At 67.2% G+C, this 16826-nt stretch carries 17 protein-coding genes; 8 read left to right on the top strand and 9 right to left on the bottom strand.

Features of this window, described 5'->3' with window-relative positions:
• The first annotated feature begins 64 nt into the window (after positions 1-64).
• From P2G62_RS05710 to P2G62_RS05690, 5 genes are read left to right on the top strand one after another with little or no spacing between them, the layout of a single operon-like run.
• Positions 65-517, top strand: a complete 453-nt coding sequence (locus P2G62_RS05710) for an NAD(P)H-dependent oxidoreductase subunit E (protein ID WP_275733916.1) — start codon at positions 65-67, stop codon at positions 515-517.
• Positions 514-2040 (top strand): NADH-ubiquinone oxidoreductase-F iron-sulfur binding region domain-containing protein, encoded by a 1527-nt coding sequence (locus tag P2G62_RS05705; RefSeq protein ID WP_275733915.1) that lies wholly within the window; start codon positions 514-516, stop codon positions 2038-2040. The genes P2G62_RS05710 and P2G62_RS05705 overlap by 4 nt, the downstream gene beginning before the upstream one ends.
• Positions 2037-4913 carry a formate dehydrogenase subunit alpha gene (gene fdhF / locus P2G62_RS05700; protein WP_275733914.1) on the top strand — a complete coding sequence of 959 codons (2877 nt, stop codon included), beginning with the start codon at positions 2037-2039 and terminating at the stop codon, positions 4911-4913. The genes P2G62_RS05705 and fdhF overlap by 4 nt, the downstream gene beginning before the upstream one ends.
• Positions 4910-5692 carry a formate dehydrogenase accessory sulfurtransferase FdhD gene (fdhD, locus tag P2G62_RS05695; protein ID WP_275733913.1) on the top strand — a complete coding sequence of 261 codons (783 nt, stop codon included), beginning with the start codon at positions 4910-4912 and terminating at the stop codon, positions 5690-5692. Before fdhF ends, fdhD begins: the two co-directional genes overlap by 4 nt.
• Positions 5689-5916 (top strand): formate dehydrogenase subunit delta, encoded by a 228-nt coding sequence (locus P2G62_RS05690; protein WP_275733912.1) that lies wholly within the window; start codon positions 5689-5691, stop codon positions 5914-5916. Before fdhD ends, P2G62_RS05690 begins: the two co-directional genes overlap by 4 nt.
• Before the next feature lie 79 nt (positions 5917-5995).
• On the opposite strand, the gene P2G62_RS05685 is transcribed toward P2G62_RS05690, so the two are convergent.
• The 3 genes from P2G62_RS05685 to ubiA form a co-directional block, all read right to left on the bottom strand.
• A complete protein-coding gene (locus P2G62_RS05685) occupies positions 5996-6325 on the bottom strand; it encodes a hypothetical protein (protein ID WP_275733911.1) in 330 nt (109 codons plus the stop codon).
• Between the two features lie 15 nt (positions 6326-6340).
• Positions 6341-8539, bottom strand: a complete 2199-nt coding sequence (locus P2G62_RS05680; protein ID WP_275733910.1) for an OmpA family protein — start codon at positions 8537-8539, stop codon at positions 6341-6343.
• Between the two features lie 64 nt (positions 8540-8603).
• The gene (gene ubiA, locus P2G62_RS05675; RefSeq protein WP_275733909.1) at positions 8604-9581 is read right to left on the bottom strand and encodes a 4-hydroxybenzoate octaprenyltransferase; all 978 of its coding nucleotides are present in this window, start codon (positions 9579-9581) and stop codon (positions 8604-8606) included.
• A gap of 12 nt (positions 9582-9593) precedes the next feature.
• Between ubiA and P2G62_RS05670 the strand changes: the two genes are divergently transcribed.
• Genes P2G62_RS05670 through P2G62_RS05660 form a run of 3 tightly spaced genes read left to right on the top strand, consistent with a single transcriptional unit; the run spans position 9594 to position 12265 of the window.
• Positions 9594-10319 carry a 16S rRNA (uracil(1498)-N(3))-methyltransferase gene (locus P2G62_RS05670; RefSeq protein ID WP_275733908.1) on the top strand — a complete coding sequence of 242 codons (726 nt, stop codon included), beginning with the start codon at positions 9594-9596 and terminating at the stop codon, positions 10317-10319.
• Entirely contained in the window at positions 10316-10834 is a 519-nt protein-coding gene (locus P2G62_RS05665) for a hypothetical protein (protein ID WP_275733907.1), read from the top strand. The genes P2G62_RS05670 and P2G62_RS05665 overlap by 4 nt, the downstream gene beginning before the upstream one ends.
• Before the next feature lie 57 nt (positions 10835-10891).
• The gene (locus P2G62_RS05660; protein ID WP_275733906.1) at positions 10892-12265 is read left to right on the top strand and encodes a glutamate--cysteine ligase; all 1374 of its coding nucleotides are present in this window, start codon (positions 10892-10894) and stop codon (positions 12263-12265) included.
• A 90-nt stretch (positions 12266-12355) separates the two neighbouring features.
• Here the strand turns inward: P2G62_RS05660 and P2G62_RS05655 are convergent, their stop codons facing one another.
• Genes P2G62_RS05655 through P2G62_RS05630 form a run of 6 tightly spaced genes read right to left on the bottom strand, consistent with a single transcriptional unit; the run spans position 12356 to position 16819 of the window.
• Positions 12356-12829 carry a DUF805 domain-containing protein gene (locus tag P2G62_RS05655; protein WP_275733905.1) on the bottom strand — a complete coding sequence of 158 codons (474 nt, stop codon included), beginning with the start codon at positions 12827-12829 and terminating at the stop codon, positions 12356-12358.
• Positions 12830-12883: 54 nt separating this feature from the next.
• Entirely contained in the window at positions 12884-13492 is a 609-nt protein-coding gene (gene plsY / locus P2G62_RS05650; protein ID WP_275733904.1) for a glycerol-3-phosphate 1-O-acyltransferase PlsY, read from the bottom strand.
• A gap of 23 nt (positions 13493-13515) precedes the next feature.
• Positions 13516-14790 carry a dihydroorotase gene (pyrC, locus tag P2G62_RS05645; protein WP_275733902.1) on the bottom strand — a complete coding sequence of 425 codons (1275 nt, stop codon included), beginning with the start codon at positions 14788-14790 and terminating at the stop codon, positions 13516-13518.
• Entirely contained in the window at positions 14774-15379 is a 606-nt protein-coding gene (locus P2G62_RS05640) for a hypothetical protein (protein ID WP_275733901.1), read from the bottom strand. The genes pyrC and P2G62_RS05640 overlap by 17 nt, the downstream gene beginning before the upstream one ends.
• On the bottom strand, positions 15376-15861 hold the full coding sequence (locus P2G62_RS05635) for a hypothetical protein (protein WP_275733900.1): 486 nt from the start codon (positions 15859-15861) through the stop codon (positions 15376-15378). The genes P2G62_RS05640 and P2G62_RS05635 overlap by 4 nt, the downstream gene beginning before the upstream one ends.
• Complete coding sequence (locus P2G62_RS05630) at positions 15854-16819, bottom strand: aspartate carbamoyltransferase catalytic subunit (protein ID WP_275733899.1); 966 nt, start codon at positions 16817-16819, stop codon at positions 15854-15856. Before P2G62_RS05630 ends, P2G62_RS05635 begins: the two co-directional genes overlap by 8 nt.
• Between the last annotated feature and the right edge of the window lie 7 nt (positions 16820-16826).

Here is a 16826-nt window from a genome sequence, read left to right as displayed (position 1 = left end):
CATGCGAATTGATTTCCCTATGATGTCGCGTTAGCTGAATCCCAGCCATTCCGGGAGAAGAGCCATGTTCGACGCCGCGCGCCTGAGCGAGATTTTGCATGTCCATGCCGGGCGCGAAGGGCCGCTGCTGCCGATCCTGCACGATGTTCAGGCCGAATTCGGTCATATTCCCGATGCCGCGCTGGACCCGATCGCGGGTGCGCTGCGCCTGAGCCGGGCCGAGGTGGCGGGCGTCGTGGGCTTCTATCACGATTTTCGCGCGGCCCCCGCCGGGCGCCATATCATCAAGCTGTGCCGCGCCGAGGCCTGTCAGGCGATGGGCGGCGCGGGCGTGCAGGTGCGGCTGGAGGCGGCGCTTGGGCAGCGGCTGGGCGAGACGAAGAATGGCGTGACGCTGGAGGCGGTCTATTGTCTGGGCCTGTGCGCCAATGCGCCCGCTGCGATGGTCGACGACCGGCTGGTCGGGCGGCTGGATGGCGCCGCTGTGGATGCGCTGGTGGCGGAGGTTTCGGCATGAAGATCTGGGTGCCCATGGATGCGGCGGCGCGGGCCTGCGGCGCGGATGCGGTGGCGGCGGCGATTGTGGCCGAGGCCGAACGGCGCGGGATTGCGGTGCAGATCCTCCGCAATGGCTCGCGCGGGATGCTGTGGCTCGAACCGCTGGTCGAGATCGAAACCCCCGCCGGGCGGATGGCGTTTGGACCGATGACCCCGGCCGATGTGGCCGGTCTGTTCGAGGCGCCCGAAACTCACCCCAAGGCGCAGGGCCTGACCGAGGAGATCGCGTTTTTCAAACGTCAGACTCGGCTGACATTCGCGCGCTGCGGGCTGATCGACCCGCTGGATCTGGATGCCTATGAGGCGCAGGGCGGTCTGGCGGGGCTGCGCGCGGCGCTTGCGTGCGATCCCGAAGCGGTGGTCGATGAAATCGCGGCCTCGGGGCTGCGCGGGCGCGGGGGGGCGGGCTTCCCCACGGGCATCAAGTGGCGCACGGTGCTGCATGCCAAGGCCACGCCGAAATACATCGTGTGCAACGCCGACGAGGGCGACAGCGGGTCTTTTGCCGACCGCATGCTGATGGAGGGCGATCCCTTCTGTTTGATCGAGGGCATGACCATCGCGGCGCTGGCCACCGGGGCCACGCGCGGCTTCGTCTATATCCGGTCGGAATATCCCGATGCGATCCGCCAGATGCGCGCGGCGGTCGAAATCGCCACGCTGGCCGGGGTGATCGGACCGTCCATCATGGGCCATCCGCAGGGGTTCGATCTGGAAATCCGGGTCGGTGCGGGCGCCTATGTCTGCGGCGAGGAAACCTCGCTTCTGAACTCGCTGGAGGGCAAGCGCGGCGTGGTGCGCGCCAAGCCGCCGCTGCCCGCACTGGAAGGGTTCATGGGGCGTCCGACGGTGGTGAACAACGTGCTCAGTCTGGCCGCCGTGCCGTGGATCATGGCGCATGGCGCGCAGGCCTATCACGATATTGGTGTGGGGCGGTCGCGCGGCACCATCCCCCTGCAGATCGCCGGCAATGTGCGCTTCGGCGGGCTGTTCGAAACCGGCTTTGGCATCACCCTGGGCGAGATCGTGACCGAGATCGGCGGCGGCACCGCCAGCGGGCGCCCGGTCAAGGCGGTGCAGGTTGGCGGGCCGTTGGGCGCGTATCACCCGGTGTCGGATTTCGGCCTGCCCTTCTGCTACGAGGAATTCGCGGGTCAGGGCGGGCTGGTGGGTCACGCCGGGCTGGTCGTGCATGACGCGGGCGCCGACATGCTGGGGCTGGCGCGGTTCGCGATGGAATTCTGCGCCGTGGAAAGCTGCGGAAAATGCACACCCTGCCGGATCGGCGCGGTGCGGGGCGTCGAAACGCTGGACCGGGTGGCGGCGGGCGACAGGGCCGCGCTGCCGCTGCTGGAAGACCTGTGCAACACGATGAAGCTCGGCTCGCTATGTGCGCTGGGCGGCTTCACGCCCTATCCGGTGCTGTCGGCGTTGCGCCACTTCCCCGAAGAATTCACGCCTGTTCAGGAGGCTGCGGAATGAAGGATTTCATCATCCCGACCAAGGACTGGAACAAGGACATGGGCACACCCGCCCGCGCGGGCAAACCCGTCACGCTCAACATCGACGGGGTGGCGGTGACGGTGCCTGCGGGCACATCGGTGATGCGCGCCGCGCAGGAGGCCGGGATCGCGATTCCGAAACTTTGCGCCACCGACAGTCTGGAGCCGATCGGCTCGTGCCGGTTGTGCATGGTGCAGATCGACGGCATGCGCGGCACGCCGGCCTCCTGCACGACGCCGGTGCATGAAGGCATGCAGGTGCATACCCAGACCGAGGATCTGAAGCGCCTGCGCCGCGGGGTGATGGAGCTGTATATCTCGGATCACCCGCTGGATTGCCTGACCTGCGCGGCCAATGGCGATTGCGAATTGCAGGATATGGCGGGCGCGGTGGGTTTGCGCGAGGTGCGCTATACCCCGGGCGAGAACCATTTCGAAACGCGCAGCAATGGCGAGGCGAACCCGCGCTACATCGCGAAGGATGTCTCGAACCCCTATTTCAGCTATGACCCGGCGAAATGCATCGTCTGCATGCGCTGCGTGCGCGCCTGCGAAGAGGTGCAGGGCACTTTCGCGCTGACGATCGAGGGGCGTGGCTTTGACGCCCGCATCAGCCCCGCCGCGCCCGATTTCCTGTCGTCCGATTGCGTCAGCTGCGGCGCCTGCGTGCAGGCCTGCCCGACCGCCACGCTGGTGGAAAAATCGGTCGAAGAGATCGGCACGCCCGAGCGTAGCGTGGTGACCACCTGTGCCTATTGCGGCGTCGGCTGTAGTTTCGAGGCGCAGATGCGTGGCGATGAATTGGTGCGGATGGTGCCCTGGAAGGGCGGTCAGGCGAACCGCGGCCACAGCTGCGTCAAGGGCCGCTTCGCCTATGGCTATGCCAACCATGCCGACCGCATCCTGAACCCGATGATCCGCGACAGCATCGACCAGCCCTGGCGCGAGGTCAGCTGGGCCGAGGCGCTGGACTTCACCGCCACCCGGCTGCGCGCCATTCAGGCCCGTCACGGCAAGGATTCGGTGGGCGTCATCACCAGCTCGCGCTGCACCAACGAGGAAACCTTCCTCGTGCAGAAACTGGCGCGCGCGGTGTTTGGCACCAACAACACCGACACCTGCGCCCGGGTCTGCCATTCGCCCACCGGCTATGGGCTGAAACAGACCTTCGGCACCTCGGCAGGCACGCAGAACTTCGATTCCGTCGAAAAGACCGACCTGGCGGTGGTGATCGGCGCCAACCCGACCGATGGCCACCCGGTGTTTGCCTCGCGCCTGCGCAAACGGCTGCGGGCGGGGGCCAAGCTGATCGTGATCGACCCGCGCCGCATCGACCTGCTGGAAACCCCGCATCTGGGCCAAAGCTGGCATCTGGCGCTGCGCCCGGGCACCAATGTCGCGGTGCTGACCGCGATGGCCCATGTGATCGTGACCGAGGGCTTGCGGGACGGCACGTTTATCGCCGAGCGCTGCGATTTGGACGAATGGGCCGATTACATCGAATTCGTGCAGAACCCCGACTATGCCCCCGAGGCGGTCGAGGGCCTGACCGGCGTGCCCGCCCCCCTGCTGCGCGAGGCGGCGCGCGCCTATGCCGCCGCGCCCAATGCCGCGATCTATTACGGTCTGGGCGTGACCGAGCATTCCCAGGGCTCGACCACCGTCATCGCGATTGCCAACCTTGCGATGATGACCGGCAATATCGGGCGCGAGGGTGTGGGCGTGAACCCGCTGCGCGGCCAGAACAACGTGCAGGGCAGCTGCGACATGGGCAGCTTCCCGCATGAACTGCCCGGCTATCGCCATGTTTCGGACGATGCCGCCCGCGCGATTTTCGAGCGCGCCTGGGGCGTGACGCTGGACCCGGAACCGGGCCTGCGCATCCCCAACATGTTGGATGCCGCCGTCGCGGGGCAGTTCAAGGGGCTCTATGTTCAGGGCGAAGACATCCTGCAATCGGACCCCGACACCCGCCATGTCTCGGCCGGTCTGGCGGCGATGGACTGCGTGATCGTGCATGACCTGTTCTTGAACGAAACCGCGAATTACGCGCATGTCTTCCTGCCCGGCTCGACCTTCCTGGAAAAGGACGGCACCTTCACCAATGCCGAACGCCGGATCAACCCGGTGCGCCGGGTGATGGCGCCGAAGAACGGTTATGCCGATTGGGAAGTGACGCAGATGCTGGCCAATGCGATGGGCGCGGGCTGGAGCTATACCCACCCGCGCGAGATCATGGCCGAGATCGCCGCGACCACGCCCGGCTTCGCCAATGTGACCTATGCGATGCTGGACGAGCGCGGCTCGGTCCAGTGGCCGTGCAACGACAGCGCGCCAGAAGGCTCGCCCATCATGCATGTCGACGGGTTCGTGCGCGGCAAGGGGCGGTTCATCCGCACCGCCTATGTCCCGACCGAGGAACGCACCGGGCCGCGGTTCCCGCTGCTGCTGACCACCGGGCGGATCTTGTCGCAGTATAACGTGGGTGCGCAGACCCGGCGCACCGCGAATGTGGTCTGGCACGATCAGGATGTGCTGGAAATCCACCCGCATGATGCGGAAACCCGTGGCATCAAGGAGGGCGACTGGGTGCGGCTGGCCTCGCGCGCGGGCGATACCACGCTGCGCGCGGTGCTGACCGACCGTGTCTCGCCCGGGGTGGTCTATACCACCTTCCACCACCCCACGACGCAGGCCAATGTGGTGACCACCGACAATTCGGACTGGGCCACCAACTGCCCGGAATACAAGGTGACGGCGGTGCAGGTCGCGCTGTCGAACGGGCCGTCCGACTGGCAGGAACGCTATGCTGCGCAGGCCGCCGCCGCCCGCCGGATCGAGGCTGCCGAATGAAAGGCGCGGTCGCTGTCACACGACCCGATGGCGGCCCCGAAGTGCTTGCCGCCGAGGTGCCCGTGGCGCTGGTCTTCGACGGCACCACCCAGGCGGTGATGATGGCCACCCCCGACGATCTAGGGGATTTCCTGATCGGATTCGCGCTCAGCGAGGGGCTGATCGCCAGCCCCGCCGAAATCCTGCGCCGCGAGATCGTGGCACAGCCCGGCGGGATCGAGGCGCGCGCCTGGCTTGCCGCACCCGCCAGCGCGCGCTTCGCCGAACGGCGCCGTGCAACGGTCGGGCCGGTGGGCTGCGGGCTGTGCGGTATCGACAGCCTGGCGCAGGCGTTGCGCCCGCTGCCCGGCACCCGCGCACTGCCCCTTTCGACAGCATCCGGCACCCGGGCGCTGGATGCGCTGCGCGCAGCCCAACCGTTGCAGGATGCGACCCGGGCCTGCCATGCCGCGGGGTTCTGGACCGAAGGCGGCGGGCTTGTCCTGCTGCGCGAGGATATCGGGCGGCACAACGCGCTGGACAAGCTTGCAGGCGCGCTGGCGGCGGCGGGCATCACGCCGGGCAGCGGCGCGGTGGTGATGACCTCGCGGCTGTCGGTCGATCTGGTGCAGAAAGCGGCCATCATCGGCGCGGGGGCGCTGATCGCCCCTTCGGCGCCCACTGCGCTGGCGGTCGAACAGGCACAGGCCGCAGGCCTGCCGCTGATTGCCCGCAGCCCGCGCGAAAACCGGCTGGTGTGCTATACTGCCCCGGCCCAGACCAAGGACGACGCCGCATGAATGCCGCTGACAAGCTGACCAGAATGGCCAATCAGATCGCCACGTTTTTCGAAAGCCAGACCGGCGATCAGGCGGCGGGCGTGGCCGCGCATATCAATGAAAACTGGTCGCCACCGATGCGCGCGGGGCTGCTGGATCACATCGCGCAGGGCGGCGCCGATCTCAAGCCGCTGGTGATCGAGGCCGCTCCTCTGATCCGTCCGGCCCCGGTCCGCGCGCTCTGAACCCCTTCACCTTGGCCGAAATATCCCACGGGGGTGCGGGGGTGTGAAACCCCCGCGGCCTGCGCGGGATCAGCAGGCCTTATTTCGATCCGTTCATCCGGTCGATATAGGCGCGCAGCTCCTCGGCCTCGTGACGTGCGTCGCGCAGACCGTCCATTGCGGCACGCAGCTCGGCTTCGGTCTGGCTGAGCTGGTTCATCAGTTCGGCCTCGCGCGCTTCGATATAGGTGATCGCCTGATCGCGGTTTTCCTCGGCCTCGTGCAGGGCCTGCGCCATTTGCTCCAGCTCGCCCATGTCGGCGCGGGTCACCCGGGTCAGCCGATGGATCAGCCAGGAGGCGAACCAGCCCAGGCAGAAAGAGAGAAACAGGATAATGGCCGTGGCGATGACGAATTCGGTTCTGTTCATGGGCTTTGTGCCTTCTCAATCTGCGGCGCCAAGGGTGGCGGGGCGCGGGGCCGGTCGACCGGGGGCCTCGGCTGCGGGGGCCACGGGAATTTCGATCGCGGGGTCTTGCGCGGCGGCCACCTCGGGCGGCAGTCCGGCGGTGTGATCCGGGGCGGGGCCGCCGGTCGGAGCAGCGGCATCCTGCGGCTCCGTCGCGGCATCTTCCCCGGCGGGGGCTGTCGCACTGTCAGCGGGGGGCGCATCGCCTGCCGCTTCCGCTTCGCCCTCCATCGGTGCGGCCTCTTCCATCGGGCCTTCGTCACCCATCGGGGCTTCGGTGGCGGTCTCTTCCTCGGGCAGGGCGGCGGCCTGTTCCGGCGTCGCGCTGTCTTCGGCGGGGGCCGCCACTGGGGCGGGGGTCTCGACCGGGGCTTCGTCCAGCAGGACGAATTCGATCCGGCGGTTCGCTTCACGCCCCTCTTCGGTGTCGTTGTCGGCGATCGGCTGGCTTTCGCCATAGCCTTTGGCGGTCAGGTTCCCGACCAGAATGCGCCGTTCGCGCAGGGCGCGCAGCACGGCCTGCGCCCGATCCTGCGACAGCTTCTGGTTCATCTCTTCGCCGCCCTGGCTGTCGGTATGCCCGCCCAGTTCCATGCGGAAATCCTGACAATCCTTCATCGCCGCCGCCAGCGCATCCAGCGGCTGCGCCCCCTCGGCGGCGATCGTCGAGGAACCGGGTTCGAAGGTGATCTTCTTCTCGGCCAGCACCGCATTCAGACGGGCCACGCATTCGGGCCCGTCGGGCAGACCCAGCACCGGATCAAGCCGCTTGTCATAGCGCACGGCCAGTTCGATCTGCGCGCTTTCGCCCAGCCGGTCGGCCAGGATGCGCGCGATCTGGTCGCTGGCGGCCGGATTGCCGCTGATCCCGCGGATCTTCACCAGGTCGGGACGCACAGAGACCACGCCCTCGGCCAGTTCGTGCAGGGCCTCAAGCGCGGCCATGGTGCGCACCGGCCAGCCCGACGGCAGCGCGGCATCGACACGCGTCGCGCCATAGACGGTTGCCGAGCCAAAGCGGGCGCGCGCGAAATTCTCCAGCGCCTCGCGCTGGCGGTCGTCGCTGACCCGCCCGCGCAGCTGCACCTGGCCATCCGCGCTCAGGGTGGCGGAAAACTCGGGCACGCCGGTGCCGGTCTCGGGTTTCTTCTGCAACTCGGCCTTGAGCGAGAAGACCTCGGGCAGGTTCGATTCCAGCTCGCCCACCACCTTGTCAAACGTGGCGGGGCTGACGCTGTCGGCGGCGATCAGCGCGATGTCGGCATCGGAATAGGTGATCGTTCCGGCGCCAAGTTCACCCAGTGCCTTCAACCCCATTTCCACGGCCGCGGCCCAGTCGGGCGAGGGCACGCCCATGCCGACGGTGCAGCCCTGCGCGCCCTTGGCGCCAACGCCGCGGGCGGCCGCCAGAATCCGGTCGCGCGCCCGGACGGTATCGGCTGAGCAGGCATCGAAGCGCGCGCCCTCGGCGTCGATCAGGAAGCGCAGGGTGAAGGGGGTGATGACCGGGCGCGGCGCGGAAATGTCGAAGCTGAGCTTCAGATCGCTGGGGCGGCGGCGCGCAAGCGAGGTTTCGATGCGTGCCTTTTCCGCCGGGCTGTCGGTGATCGCGGTGACCGCCACCTTGCCCGGATCGACCGAGATCTTGGCACGCGGCAGGGTCTTCAGGGTCGTGACCGCAAAGCTCATCGCGGTGTTCCAGCCTGCGGGCTCGGGGTAGTTGGCGGTTTCGAGCATGTCGGTCACCTGACCGTCGGCCGCGACCGCCTTCAACTCGGCCAGCAGTGCCTTGCGGTCCGTCGAGGCGGGCACCAGCCCGATCAGCGAGATCCCGTCATCATTGCGCAGCACCTGCAGCGAGAAGGCGGGCGGCGCCAGATCGGCGGTGCTTTCGACATCGGTGTTGTCGATGATCCGCGTGGCCTCGATCACCGAGCCGGCCAGGGCCAGGGTGCGGAACCGCTCGGCCTCGGAAGGGGCGGTGCCCATGATGATCACCTGCAGGCCGTCGGCCTCGATCCGGGTCCAGCTGTGGCCCGCCGCCTCCAGCGCCAGCCGCAATTCGTTGCGCGAGCGTTTCTCGATCACTGTCGCCGATCCGCCTGCGATTACCGCCGCCAGCAGCAGCGCCAGAACGAAGGCGGTTGTCGTCATGATCGTGGTGCGCGCGCGCATGCGGTCAGGGCCTCCCAGCCTGTTGCTCCTGCTCTTCCTTAAGGGGCGGGCCCCGGCGGATCAATTACACGATTGCGGCGATGGCAAGAAACAGCGCAGCAATCAGCCCGGTATCGCGGCTGGCGCGGAACAGGCGCAGGCACACATCGGGGTTGTCGATATCAAGCCGCCGCATCTGCCACAGCATATGCCAGCCAAAGCCCCAGGGCGCCGCCAGACCAAGCGCTAGCGTCACCGGCCCGGACTGCGGCAGCAACGCCCAGAGCACCGCAATCGTCATCAGCGCGACCGAGGCGATCAGGAACCCGCCCAGCCATTTCGCGCTGTCCGCGCCAAAAAGTCGCGCCGTCGATTTCACCCCGATCAGCGCGTCGTCTTCCTTGTCCTGATGGGCATAGATCGTGTCGTAGAACAGCGTCCAGACGATGCCTGCCGCATAAAGCGCAATCGCCGCCGGGTGCAGGCTGCCGGTATGTGCGACCCAGCCCATCAATGCGCCCCAGTTGAAGGCGATGCCCAGAAACGCCTGTGGCCACCAGGTGAAGCGCTTGGCAAAGGGGTAAATCGCCACCGGCCCCAGGGCCAGCAGCCCCAGCACGATTGCGGCGGTGTTGAAGCTCAGCAGGATCAGCGCCGAGATCGCCACCTGCACGCTCATCCACGCCAGCGCCTGTTTCACGGTGACCTGCCCCGCCGGGATCGGGCGTGAACGGGTGCGTGCCACCTGCGCGTCGATCTTGCGGTCGGTGATGTCGTTCCAGGTGCAGCCCGCGCCGCGCATCAGGAAGGCGCCGATCGCGCAGGCGAGGGCCAGCCACAAATCGCCCAGCCGTGGTGCGTCATGGGCGGCGGCCAGCGCAATCGACCACCAGCAGGGCAGCAGCAGCAGCCAGGTGCCGATCGGCCGGTCGGCGCGCGACAGGCGCAGATAGGGGCGCGTGGCGGGCGGGGCCAGCCGGTCCACCCAGTTGCCGCCCACCGCATCGGCGACGGTGCCATTTTCGACGGTGGGGGCCTCTGGCGTTTTGGTCGCTCCGGTCATAGATTTCGCCTCATGGAACGTGCAAAGATCAGACTTCATGTAGAGCACCCCTTGGGCCCGGGGCAACCCGTGCCCTTGACCGAGGCGCAGGCGCATTACCTTTTCGGCGTCATGCGGCAGGGGGTGGGCGCACATGTCGCGCTGTTCAACGGGCGCGATGGCGAATGGACCGCCACCGTGACCGAGGCCGGCAAGAAACGCGGCAGCCTGCTGTGCGTGGCGCAGGCTGCGCCGCAGCTGAACCCGCCCGATCTGTGGCTCATGTTCGCGCCGATCAAGAAAGCGCGCACCGATTTCATCGTGGAAAAGGCCGCCGAACTGGGCTGCGCGCGGATCGTTCCGGTGCAGACCGACTTCACCAATTCCGAACGTATCCGGCAGGACCGGCTGCAGGCCCATGCGGTCGAGGCGGCCGAGCAATGCCTGGGCACGGCGGTGCCCGAGGTGACCGACCTGCAACCGCTGCGCAAGCTGCTGGAAGGCTGGGACGCGGGGCGGCGCATCCTGTGGGCCGATGAAAGCCTGGTCGGCCCGGCACAGACGCTGGCAGGGCTGGCGCCGGGGCCATGGGCGATCCTGATCGGCCCCGAAGGCGGGTTTTCCGAACCCGAACGCACCCGTCTGCGCGCGCAACCCTTCGTGACACCAATCAGCCTTGGCCCGCGCATCCTGCGCGCCGATACCGCGGCCTGCGCGGCGATCACGCTGTGGCAGTCGCATCTGGGGGATTGGCGGTGATCCGTCCCGAAGTCGCGGCGGGCCTTGTGCGCTGGCGCGAGGTGCTGGCTGCGGCGGGCGTGGCGCTGCTGGGGCTGTGGCTGTTCTCGCTCGGCGGGTATCTGTTGGGGCCACTCGGCGCGGGCGTCATCGTATTGGGCGCGGCCTGGTCGCTGATCGCCTTTCGCCGGGTGCGCTTTGATCGGGCCATCGACGCGCCCGGGATGGTCGAGGTCGACGAAGGCCAGATCGGCTATTTCGGCGCGGGGCAGGGCTTGGGCGGCTATGTCGCGTTGCGCGATCTGACCGAGATCCGCCTGCTGATGCTGCGCGGGCGGCACTACTGGCGGCTGAAGGGGGCGGATGGGCAGGCAATCCTGATCCCGACCGCGGCCGCCGGGGCCGCGGCGCTTTACGATGCCTTCGCCGGCCTGCCCGGTATCGACATGGGGCGGCTCACCGCCGCGCTCGATCGGCGCGTGGCTGCACAGAGCCTGTGGACCCGTGAGCCAAAGAAGCTTGCCCCCAAGGCTTGACTTGGGCGCCCGCCCGCGCCACCTGTTCCTTCCCGGTTACGTTTGAGAGGCGAGCCCATGTCCATTCCCCAACAGGGCGGCGGCCCGATCGAACGGTTCGAGCAACTGGCCGAATACATCGCCTCGGGCGAGAAGCCGAAATCCGACTGGCGCATCGGCACCGAGCACGAGAAATTCGGCTATTGCCAGGACACGCTGAAACCGCTGCCCTACGACGGGCCGCGCTCGATCAAGGCGATGCTCGAAGGGCTGCGCGACGATTTCGGCTGGACCCCGGTCTACGAGCAGGACAACATCATCGGCCTGAGCTTCCCCGACGGCTCGAACGTCAGTCTGGAACCCGGCGGGCAGCTGGAACTGTCGGGTGCGCCCCTGGAAACCATCCACCAGACCTGCGACGAGGTGAATGAACACCTGCGCGAAGTGCATCAGGTCGCCGACCGGATCGGCGCGCGCTTCATCGGGATGGGGGCCGCGCCGGACTGGCGGGCGGACGAAATGCCGATGATGCCCAAGGGCCGCTACCGGCTGATGACCGATTACATGGACAAGGTCGGCACCATGGGCAAGACCATGATGTATCGGACCTGCACGGTTCAGGTGAACCTCGACTTCGCCTCGGAATCCGACATGGTGCAGAAGATGCGCGTGGCGCTGGCCCTGCAGCCGGTGGCAACGGCGCTGTTTGCCAACTCGCCCTTCCTCGATGGCAAGCCCAACGGCATGAAGTCGTGGCGCGCGAATATCTGGCAAAACCTGGACCCGGCCCGCACCGGCATGCTGCCCTTCATGTTCGAAGACGGCGCGGGCTATGAACGTTGGGTCGACTATGTGCTCGATGTGCCGATGTATTTCGTCTACCGCGACGGCAAATACATCAATGCCCTTGGCCAGTCCTTCCGCGATTTCCTGAAAGGCCAGCTGCCTGCGCTGCCGGGCGAAAAGCCGACGCTCAGCGACTGGGCCGATCACATGACCACCGTCTTCCCCGAAGCGCGGGTGAAGAAATACATCGAGATGCGCGGCGCCGATGGCGGACCGTGGCGCAGGCTCTGCGCGCTGCCCGCGCTCTGGGTCGGGCTGATGTATGACCAGGGCGCGTTGGACGCGGCCTGGGATCTGGTCAAGGGATGGGATGCCGAAACCCGCGAGGGCCTGCGCGTCGCCGCGGCGCGCGATGCGTTGCAGGGCACGGCGGGTGGCGTCAAGCTGCACGATCTGGCGCGCGAAGTGGTTGCGATCGCGAAATCCGGTCTGCAATCGCGGGCCCGTCCCGGCGCCGGGGGGCTGATCCCGGACGAGACGCATTTCCTCAATGCGCTGGAGGAATCGGTCGAAACCGGCCGGGTGCCCGCGGATGAGCTGCTGGAGAAATACCACGGCGAATGGCAGGGCGATCTGAGCCGGATCTACGGCGAATACAGCTACTGATCCAGCGGCCCGCAGTCGGTCGACGGGCCTCTTTCAGCTTGGTCCAAATATCCCACGGGGGTGCGGGGGTGTGAAACCCCCGCTCTGCACTCAGTCCTCGCGCGGGACCTTGGGGATCGAACCGCTGGTTGCCCAGGGCTCCGGTGCGGGTTCTGTGCGTTTGCCGCGCCGCGGGTTCTGGCCAAAGCCGTTGCTGCCCGGGTCCGAGGGCTGCACGAAGAAATACAGCAGCACCAGCCCGCCGATCAACGGCAGGAACGCAAGCAGCAGCCACCAGCCACTGCGCCCGGTGTCATGCAGCCGCCGCGCGCCCGCCGCGATCGCGGGCAGCAGCGTTGCAAGGGCGAAAAGGCCGCCCAACGGCCCGCCTTCACTGCGATAGCCCCAGTATCCCGGGCCGTGGCTGACGTTGCCGGTGTGGAACAGCACATTGTCCGCGATGCCCAGAATGATCTGCCCCAGAATGATGAACAGCACGAACCACCAATATTCCGGGCGCGATGCGCGCCCGGAAAAGGTGACGTATTTCTGCAGGCAAGTGCGGACGGCAGTCTGAAAATCCATGGCGGGCTCCGACATAAGGCTGTCAGCCTATCAGGCGCCTGCCGCGTGGCAAAATCAACCCTTCTTGCCGATTTTCGGTTCTGTTCCGGCGGCCAGACGCGCGATATTCGCCCGGTGGCGCCAGAACACCAGCACGGCCAGCCCGGCGGCCAGCGGCATCATCTCGCGGTGTCCCAGCACCCAGGCCAGCGGCACCGTCGCGGCCGCCGCCACCAGCGCCGAAAGCGACGAGATCCGGCTGACCAGCGCGGTCAGCAGCCACATTCCGCAGGCCGCAAGCCCGACCGGCCAGGCCAGCGCCAGCATCGTGCCCAGGAAGGTGGCCACGCCCTTGCCGCCATTGAATCGCAGCCAGACCGGATAAAGGTGCCCCAGAAACGCGGCGCCCCCCGCGATCTGTGCCGCGGTTTCACCCAGCAGCGCACGCGCCACCAGCACCGCGATTGCGCCCTTGCCACTGTCCAGCAGCAGTGTCGCCAGCGCCGCGGGCTTGTTGCCGGTGCGCAGCACATTCGTCGCGCCGATATTGCCCGAGCCGATCTGGCGCAGATCGCCCAAGCCCAGCATCCGCGTGATGACCAATCCGAAAGGCACCGCCCCCAGAAGATAGCTGCACACAGCCACCAGCCCGAGCATCGCAGGCCCGCTCTCGATTCCCGGCATTTGCTGCCCTCGCCTTGTTTTTGTTAGTTGTCGTTGCGGTAAACCTGCACCCCGCCAACGAATGTGGCAAGGGTCTTGCCTTCCATCCGGGTGCCATCGAAGGGCGTATTCTTCGATTTCGACCGCAGCGTGGTGCGATCCAGCACGAAGGGCGCGTCCGGGTCGAACAGCACCAGATCGGCGGGCGCGCCCTCGGCCAGGCGGCCTTGCGGCAGGCCAAGGCGGCGCGCGGGGTTCAGCGCCATCGCGCGGAACAGTTGCGGAAGGCTCAGGTGGCCCGCATGCACCAGCCGCATCGCCGCGGGCAGGAAGGTTTCCAGCGCGACCGCGCCCGAGGCCGCCTCTTCAAACGGCAGGCGCTTGCTTTCTTCGTCGGCGGGCGTGTGCATCGAACAGATCACGTCGATCAGCCCGTCGGCCACCGCCGCCACCATCGCCAGGCGGTCCTCTTCCGAGCGCAGCGGCGGCGTCAGCTTGAAGAAGGTGCGGTAATCGCCCACGTCAAATTCGTTCAGCGTCAGGTGATGGATCGAGATCCCCGCCGTCACGTCCAGCCCGGCAGCCCGGGCGCGTTCCAGCGCAGGCAGGCTGCGCGCGGTGGTGATCTGATCGGCGTGATAGCGCGCGCCGGTCATTTCGACCAGCGCCAGGTCGCGGTCCAGACCCATCCGCTCGGCCATGGGCGACACGCCGGGCAGGCCGCGCAGGCTGGCGAATTTGCCGCTGGTCACGGCGGCGCCTTTCGACAGGCCCGGTTCCTGCGGGTGCCCGATCACCAGCGCGCCCAGGCTGCGCGCATAGGTCAGCGCGCGACCCAGCACCCTGGTGTCGGTGGTCACATGGTCGCAATCGGTGAAGGCCACGGCGCCGGCATCCAGCAGAAAGCCGATCTCGGTCATTTCACGGCCCTCGCGGCCCTTGGTCAGCGCGGCCATGTGCCGGATGCGCACCGGCGCCTCGGTGGCGCGGCGGGTCACGAATTCCAGCGTCTCGGGCGTGTCGATGGCGGGCAGGGTGTCAGGCCGGGCAATGATGGTGGTCACGCCGCCCGCCGCCGCCGCCAGCCCGGCGGTACGAAAGCTTTCGCGGTGCCGTTCGCCCGGCTCGCCGATCTTGACGCCGATGTCGACGATCCCCGGCGCCAGACAGGCGCCCCGACAGTCGATCACCTGCGCGTCGGCGGGCGCCGACATCGTGCCGATCGCGGCGATCACGCCGTTGTGGATGACCAGATTGCCGGTGCTTTCGGTCAGCGCCTCGGGGTCGATCAGGCGGGCGTTTTCAAGAAACAGGGTCATCGGGGGCCTCTCGGAAGCTGGCAGAGGAAGATGGGGCGGATTGCAGCTGCAATTCGCGGATCAGGCGCAGCACCTTTTCGCCGTCGGCGATATTTTCGAACCCGGCGCGCTGGGTCCGCTCATCGCCGTCGCTGTCGGTTTCGCGCTGGCTGTAGAACCAGACCGAGGCGGCGCGGCGCCCGGTTTTCAGCTCGAGCCCCGAGCTGCGCAGGATCGGATAGATCGCCAGATCGCGGCCCCAGTAGTGTTTCGCGATATAGGCCGCGCGGGTCGAAAGCGCATAGCGCACCCGGCGTGGGGCTTGCGCCGCAATGATCCATTGGCCCACCACCAAAAACAGCCCGACAGCCAGAAACGGCAAGCCAAAGACCGCGGCCAGCAGCGTGCCGCCCAGATCCGTCGCGCTTTTCGCCTGGAAGGCAAAGAACAGCCCGCCCAGGCTCAGCCCGCCGCCCGCGGCCAGGAAGGGAATGCCGAACAGCGTCATGAACACCGCCATCGGCCAGGCGTGAAACCCGGGAACCGGCGCGCCTTGCCACAGCAGCTTTTCGCCCGGCAGGAAATAATCTTCCCAGCGCGCGCCGGTCATCGCGCGACCTTGGCGCGGGCGCTGCGTGCGGCCTCGATCCGGGCCACCACGGCTTCGCCATCGGCCAGATGCTTGATCAGATGCTTGGCGCCCGAATTGGTCACGATCTGCACATCGCCCAGCAGACGCCGCACCTTGTCGATTTCCAGCAGCATCACCTGCCGCCCCTGCGGTCCGATCAACCGCCGGTCGGTCAGCTGCCAGCGCCGCGCGAAAGCCTCGGAGCGGAAGTAAAGCCCGCGCAGCAGCAGCCCGATCACCACCGCGGCAATCGCCACAGGCAGCTGATCGGCCTTGCCCATAAGCGGCAGGATCGCCAGCAGCGCCGCGATCCCCACGGCAATCATCGCGCCGTGGTCAGTCCAATAGCGGCGATGGTCGGCCAGAAACACCGCCAGCACGGGTTCCCCTTCTTCCAGCGGCAATTCCGATTGCGGCCCGGGGCGGTAATCCATCACCGTGTCGCGTTTCATCTCAGACATAGGTGCCCTCCGTCGCCGCCCGGCCACGTTCGGCGCGCAGGTTCTGCGCCAGCAGGTCCATGCAGGCCATGCGCACGGCAACGCCCATCTCGACCTGTTCCTGGATCACGCTGCGGTTGATGTCGTCGGCGATCTCGCCGTCGATTTCCACGCCGCGGTTCATCGGTCCGGGGTGCATCACGATGGCGTCGTCCTTGGCGTAGCTGAGCTTTTCGGCGTCCAGCCCGTAGCGGTGGAAATATTCGCGTTCGGACGGGATGAAGCCACCATCCATCCGTTCCTTCTGAAGCCGCAGCATCATCACCACGTCGGCGCCTTCCAGCCCCGCGCGCATGTCGTCGTAAACCTCGCAGCCGAATTCGGAGATGCCCGCGGGCATCAGCGTCGGCGGCCCGATCAGGCGCACCCGGTTTTCCATCTTGTTCAGCAAGATCAGGTTCGAGCGGGCAACCCGGCTGTGCGCGACATCGCCGCAGATCGCCACGGTCAGCCGCCCGATCCGGCCCTTGGCGCGGCGGATCGTCAGCGCATCCAGAAGCGCCTGAGTCGGGTGTTCATGCTTGCCGTCGCCCGCATTCAGCACAGCGCAATTGACCTTTTCGGCCAGCAGGTTGACCGCCCCCGACGAGCCGTGCCGCACCACTAGAAGATCGGGGTGCATCGCATTCAGCGTCATCGCCGTGTCGATCAGGGTTTCGCCCTTCTTCACCGAACTGGTCTGCATCGACATGTTCATCACATCCGCACCCAGGCGTTTGCCGGCCAGCTCGAAACTGGACTGGGTGCGCGTCGAATTTTCGAAAAACATGTTGATCTGGGTCATCCCCGCCAGCACGTCGGTGCGTTTCACCGTGCGCCGGTTCAGTTCCACATAGCGGTCGGCCAGATCAAGGACGGTGCGGATATCTTCCTGGGTCAGATGCTCGATCCCCAGAAGGTGCCTTGCGCGGAATGCCATTCACCTG

The sequence above is a fragment of the Paenirhodobacter sp. CAU 1674 genome (genome assembly GCF_029222945.1).
Taxonomy (GTDB): domain Bacteria; phylum Pseudomonadota; class Alphaproteobacteria; order Rhodobacterales; family Rhodobacteraceae; genus Rhodobacter.
This window is presented reverse-complemented; position numbering and strand designations above follow the sequence as displayed.

Coding starts and splice junctions, on each gene's coding strand:
- P2G62_RS05705 (WP_275733915.1), top strand. CDS start 514: ATGAAGATCTGGGTGCCCATGGATGCGGCGGCGCGGGCCTGCGGCGCG.
- fdhF (WP_275733914.1), top strand. CDS start 2,037: ATGAAGGATTTCATCATCCCGACCAAGGACTGGAACAAGGACATGGGC.
- P2G62_RS05690 (WP_275733912.1), top strand. CDS start 5,689: ATGAATGCCGCTGACAAGCTGACCAGAATGGCCAATCAGATCGCCACG.
- P2G62_RS05655 (WP_275733905.1), bottom strand. CDS start 12,829: ATGGATTTTCAGACTGCCGTCCGCACTTGCCTGCAGAAATACGTCACC.
- ubiA (WP_275733909.1), bottom strand. CDS start 9,581: ATGACCGGAGCGACCAAAACGCCAGAGGCCCCCACCGTCGAAAATGGC.
- fdhD (WP_275733913.1), top strand. CDS start 4,910: ATGAAAGGCGCGGTCGCTGTCACACGACCCGATGGCGGCCCCGAAGTG.
- P2G62_RS05640 (WP_275733901.1), bottom strand. CDS start 15,379: ATGACCGGCGCGCGCTGGGAAGATTATTTCCTGCCGGGCGAAAAGCTG.
- P2G62_RS05635 (WP_275733900.1), bottom strand. CDS start 15,861: ATGTCTGAGATGAAACGCGACACGGTGATGGATTACCGCCCCGGGCCG.
- P2G62_RS05670 (WP_275733908.1), top strand. CDS start 9,594: ATGGAACGTGCAAAGATCAGACTTCATGTAGAGCACCCCTTGGGCCCG.
- pyrC (WP_275733902.1), bottom strand. CDS start 14,790: ATGACCCTGTTTCTTGAAAACGCCCGCCTGATCGACCCCGAGGCGCTG.
- P2G62_RS05680 (WP_275733910.1), bottom strand. CDS start 8,539: ATGCGCGCGCGCACCACGATCATGACGACAACCGCCTTCGTTCTGGCG.
- P2G62_RS05660 (WP_275733906.1), top strand. CDS start 10,892: ATGTCCATTCCCCAACAGGGCGGCGGCCCGATCGAACGGTTCGAGCAA.
- P2G62_RS05710 (WP_275733916.1), top strand. CDS start 65: ATGTTCGACGCCGCGCGCCTGAGCGAGATTTTGCATGTCCATGCCGGG.
- plsY (WP_275733904.1), bottom strand. CDS start 13,492: ATGCCGGGAATCGAGAGCGGGCCTGCGATGCTCGGGCTGGTGGCTGTG.
- P2G62_RS05685 (WP_275733911.1), bottom strand. CDS start 6,325: ATGAACAGAACCGAATTCGTCATCGCCACGGCCATTATCCTGTTTCTC.
- P2G62_RS05630 (WP_275733899.1), bottom strand. CDS start 16,819: ATGGCATTCCGCGCAAGGCACCTTCTGGGGATCGAGCATCTGACCCAG.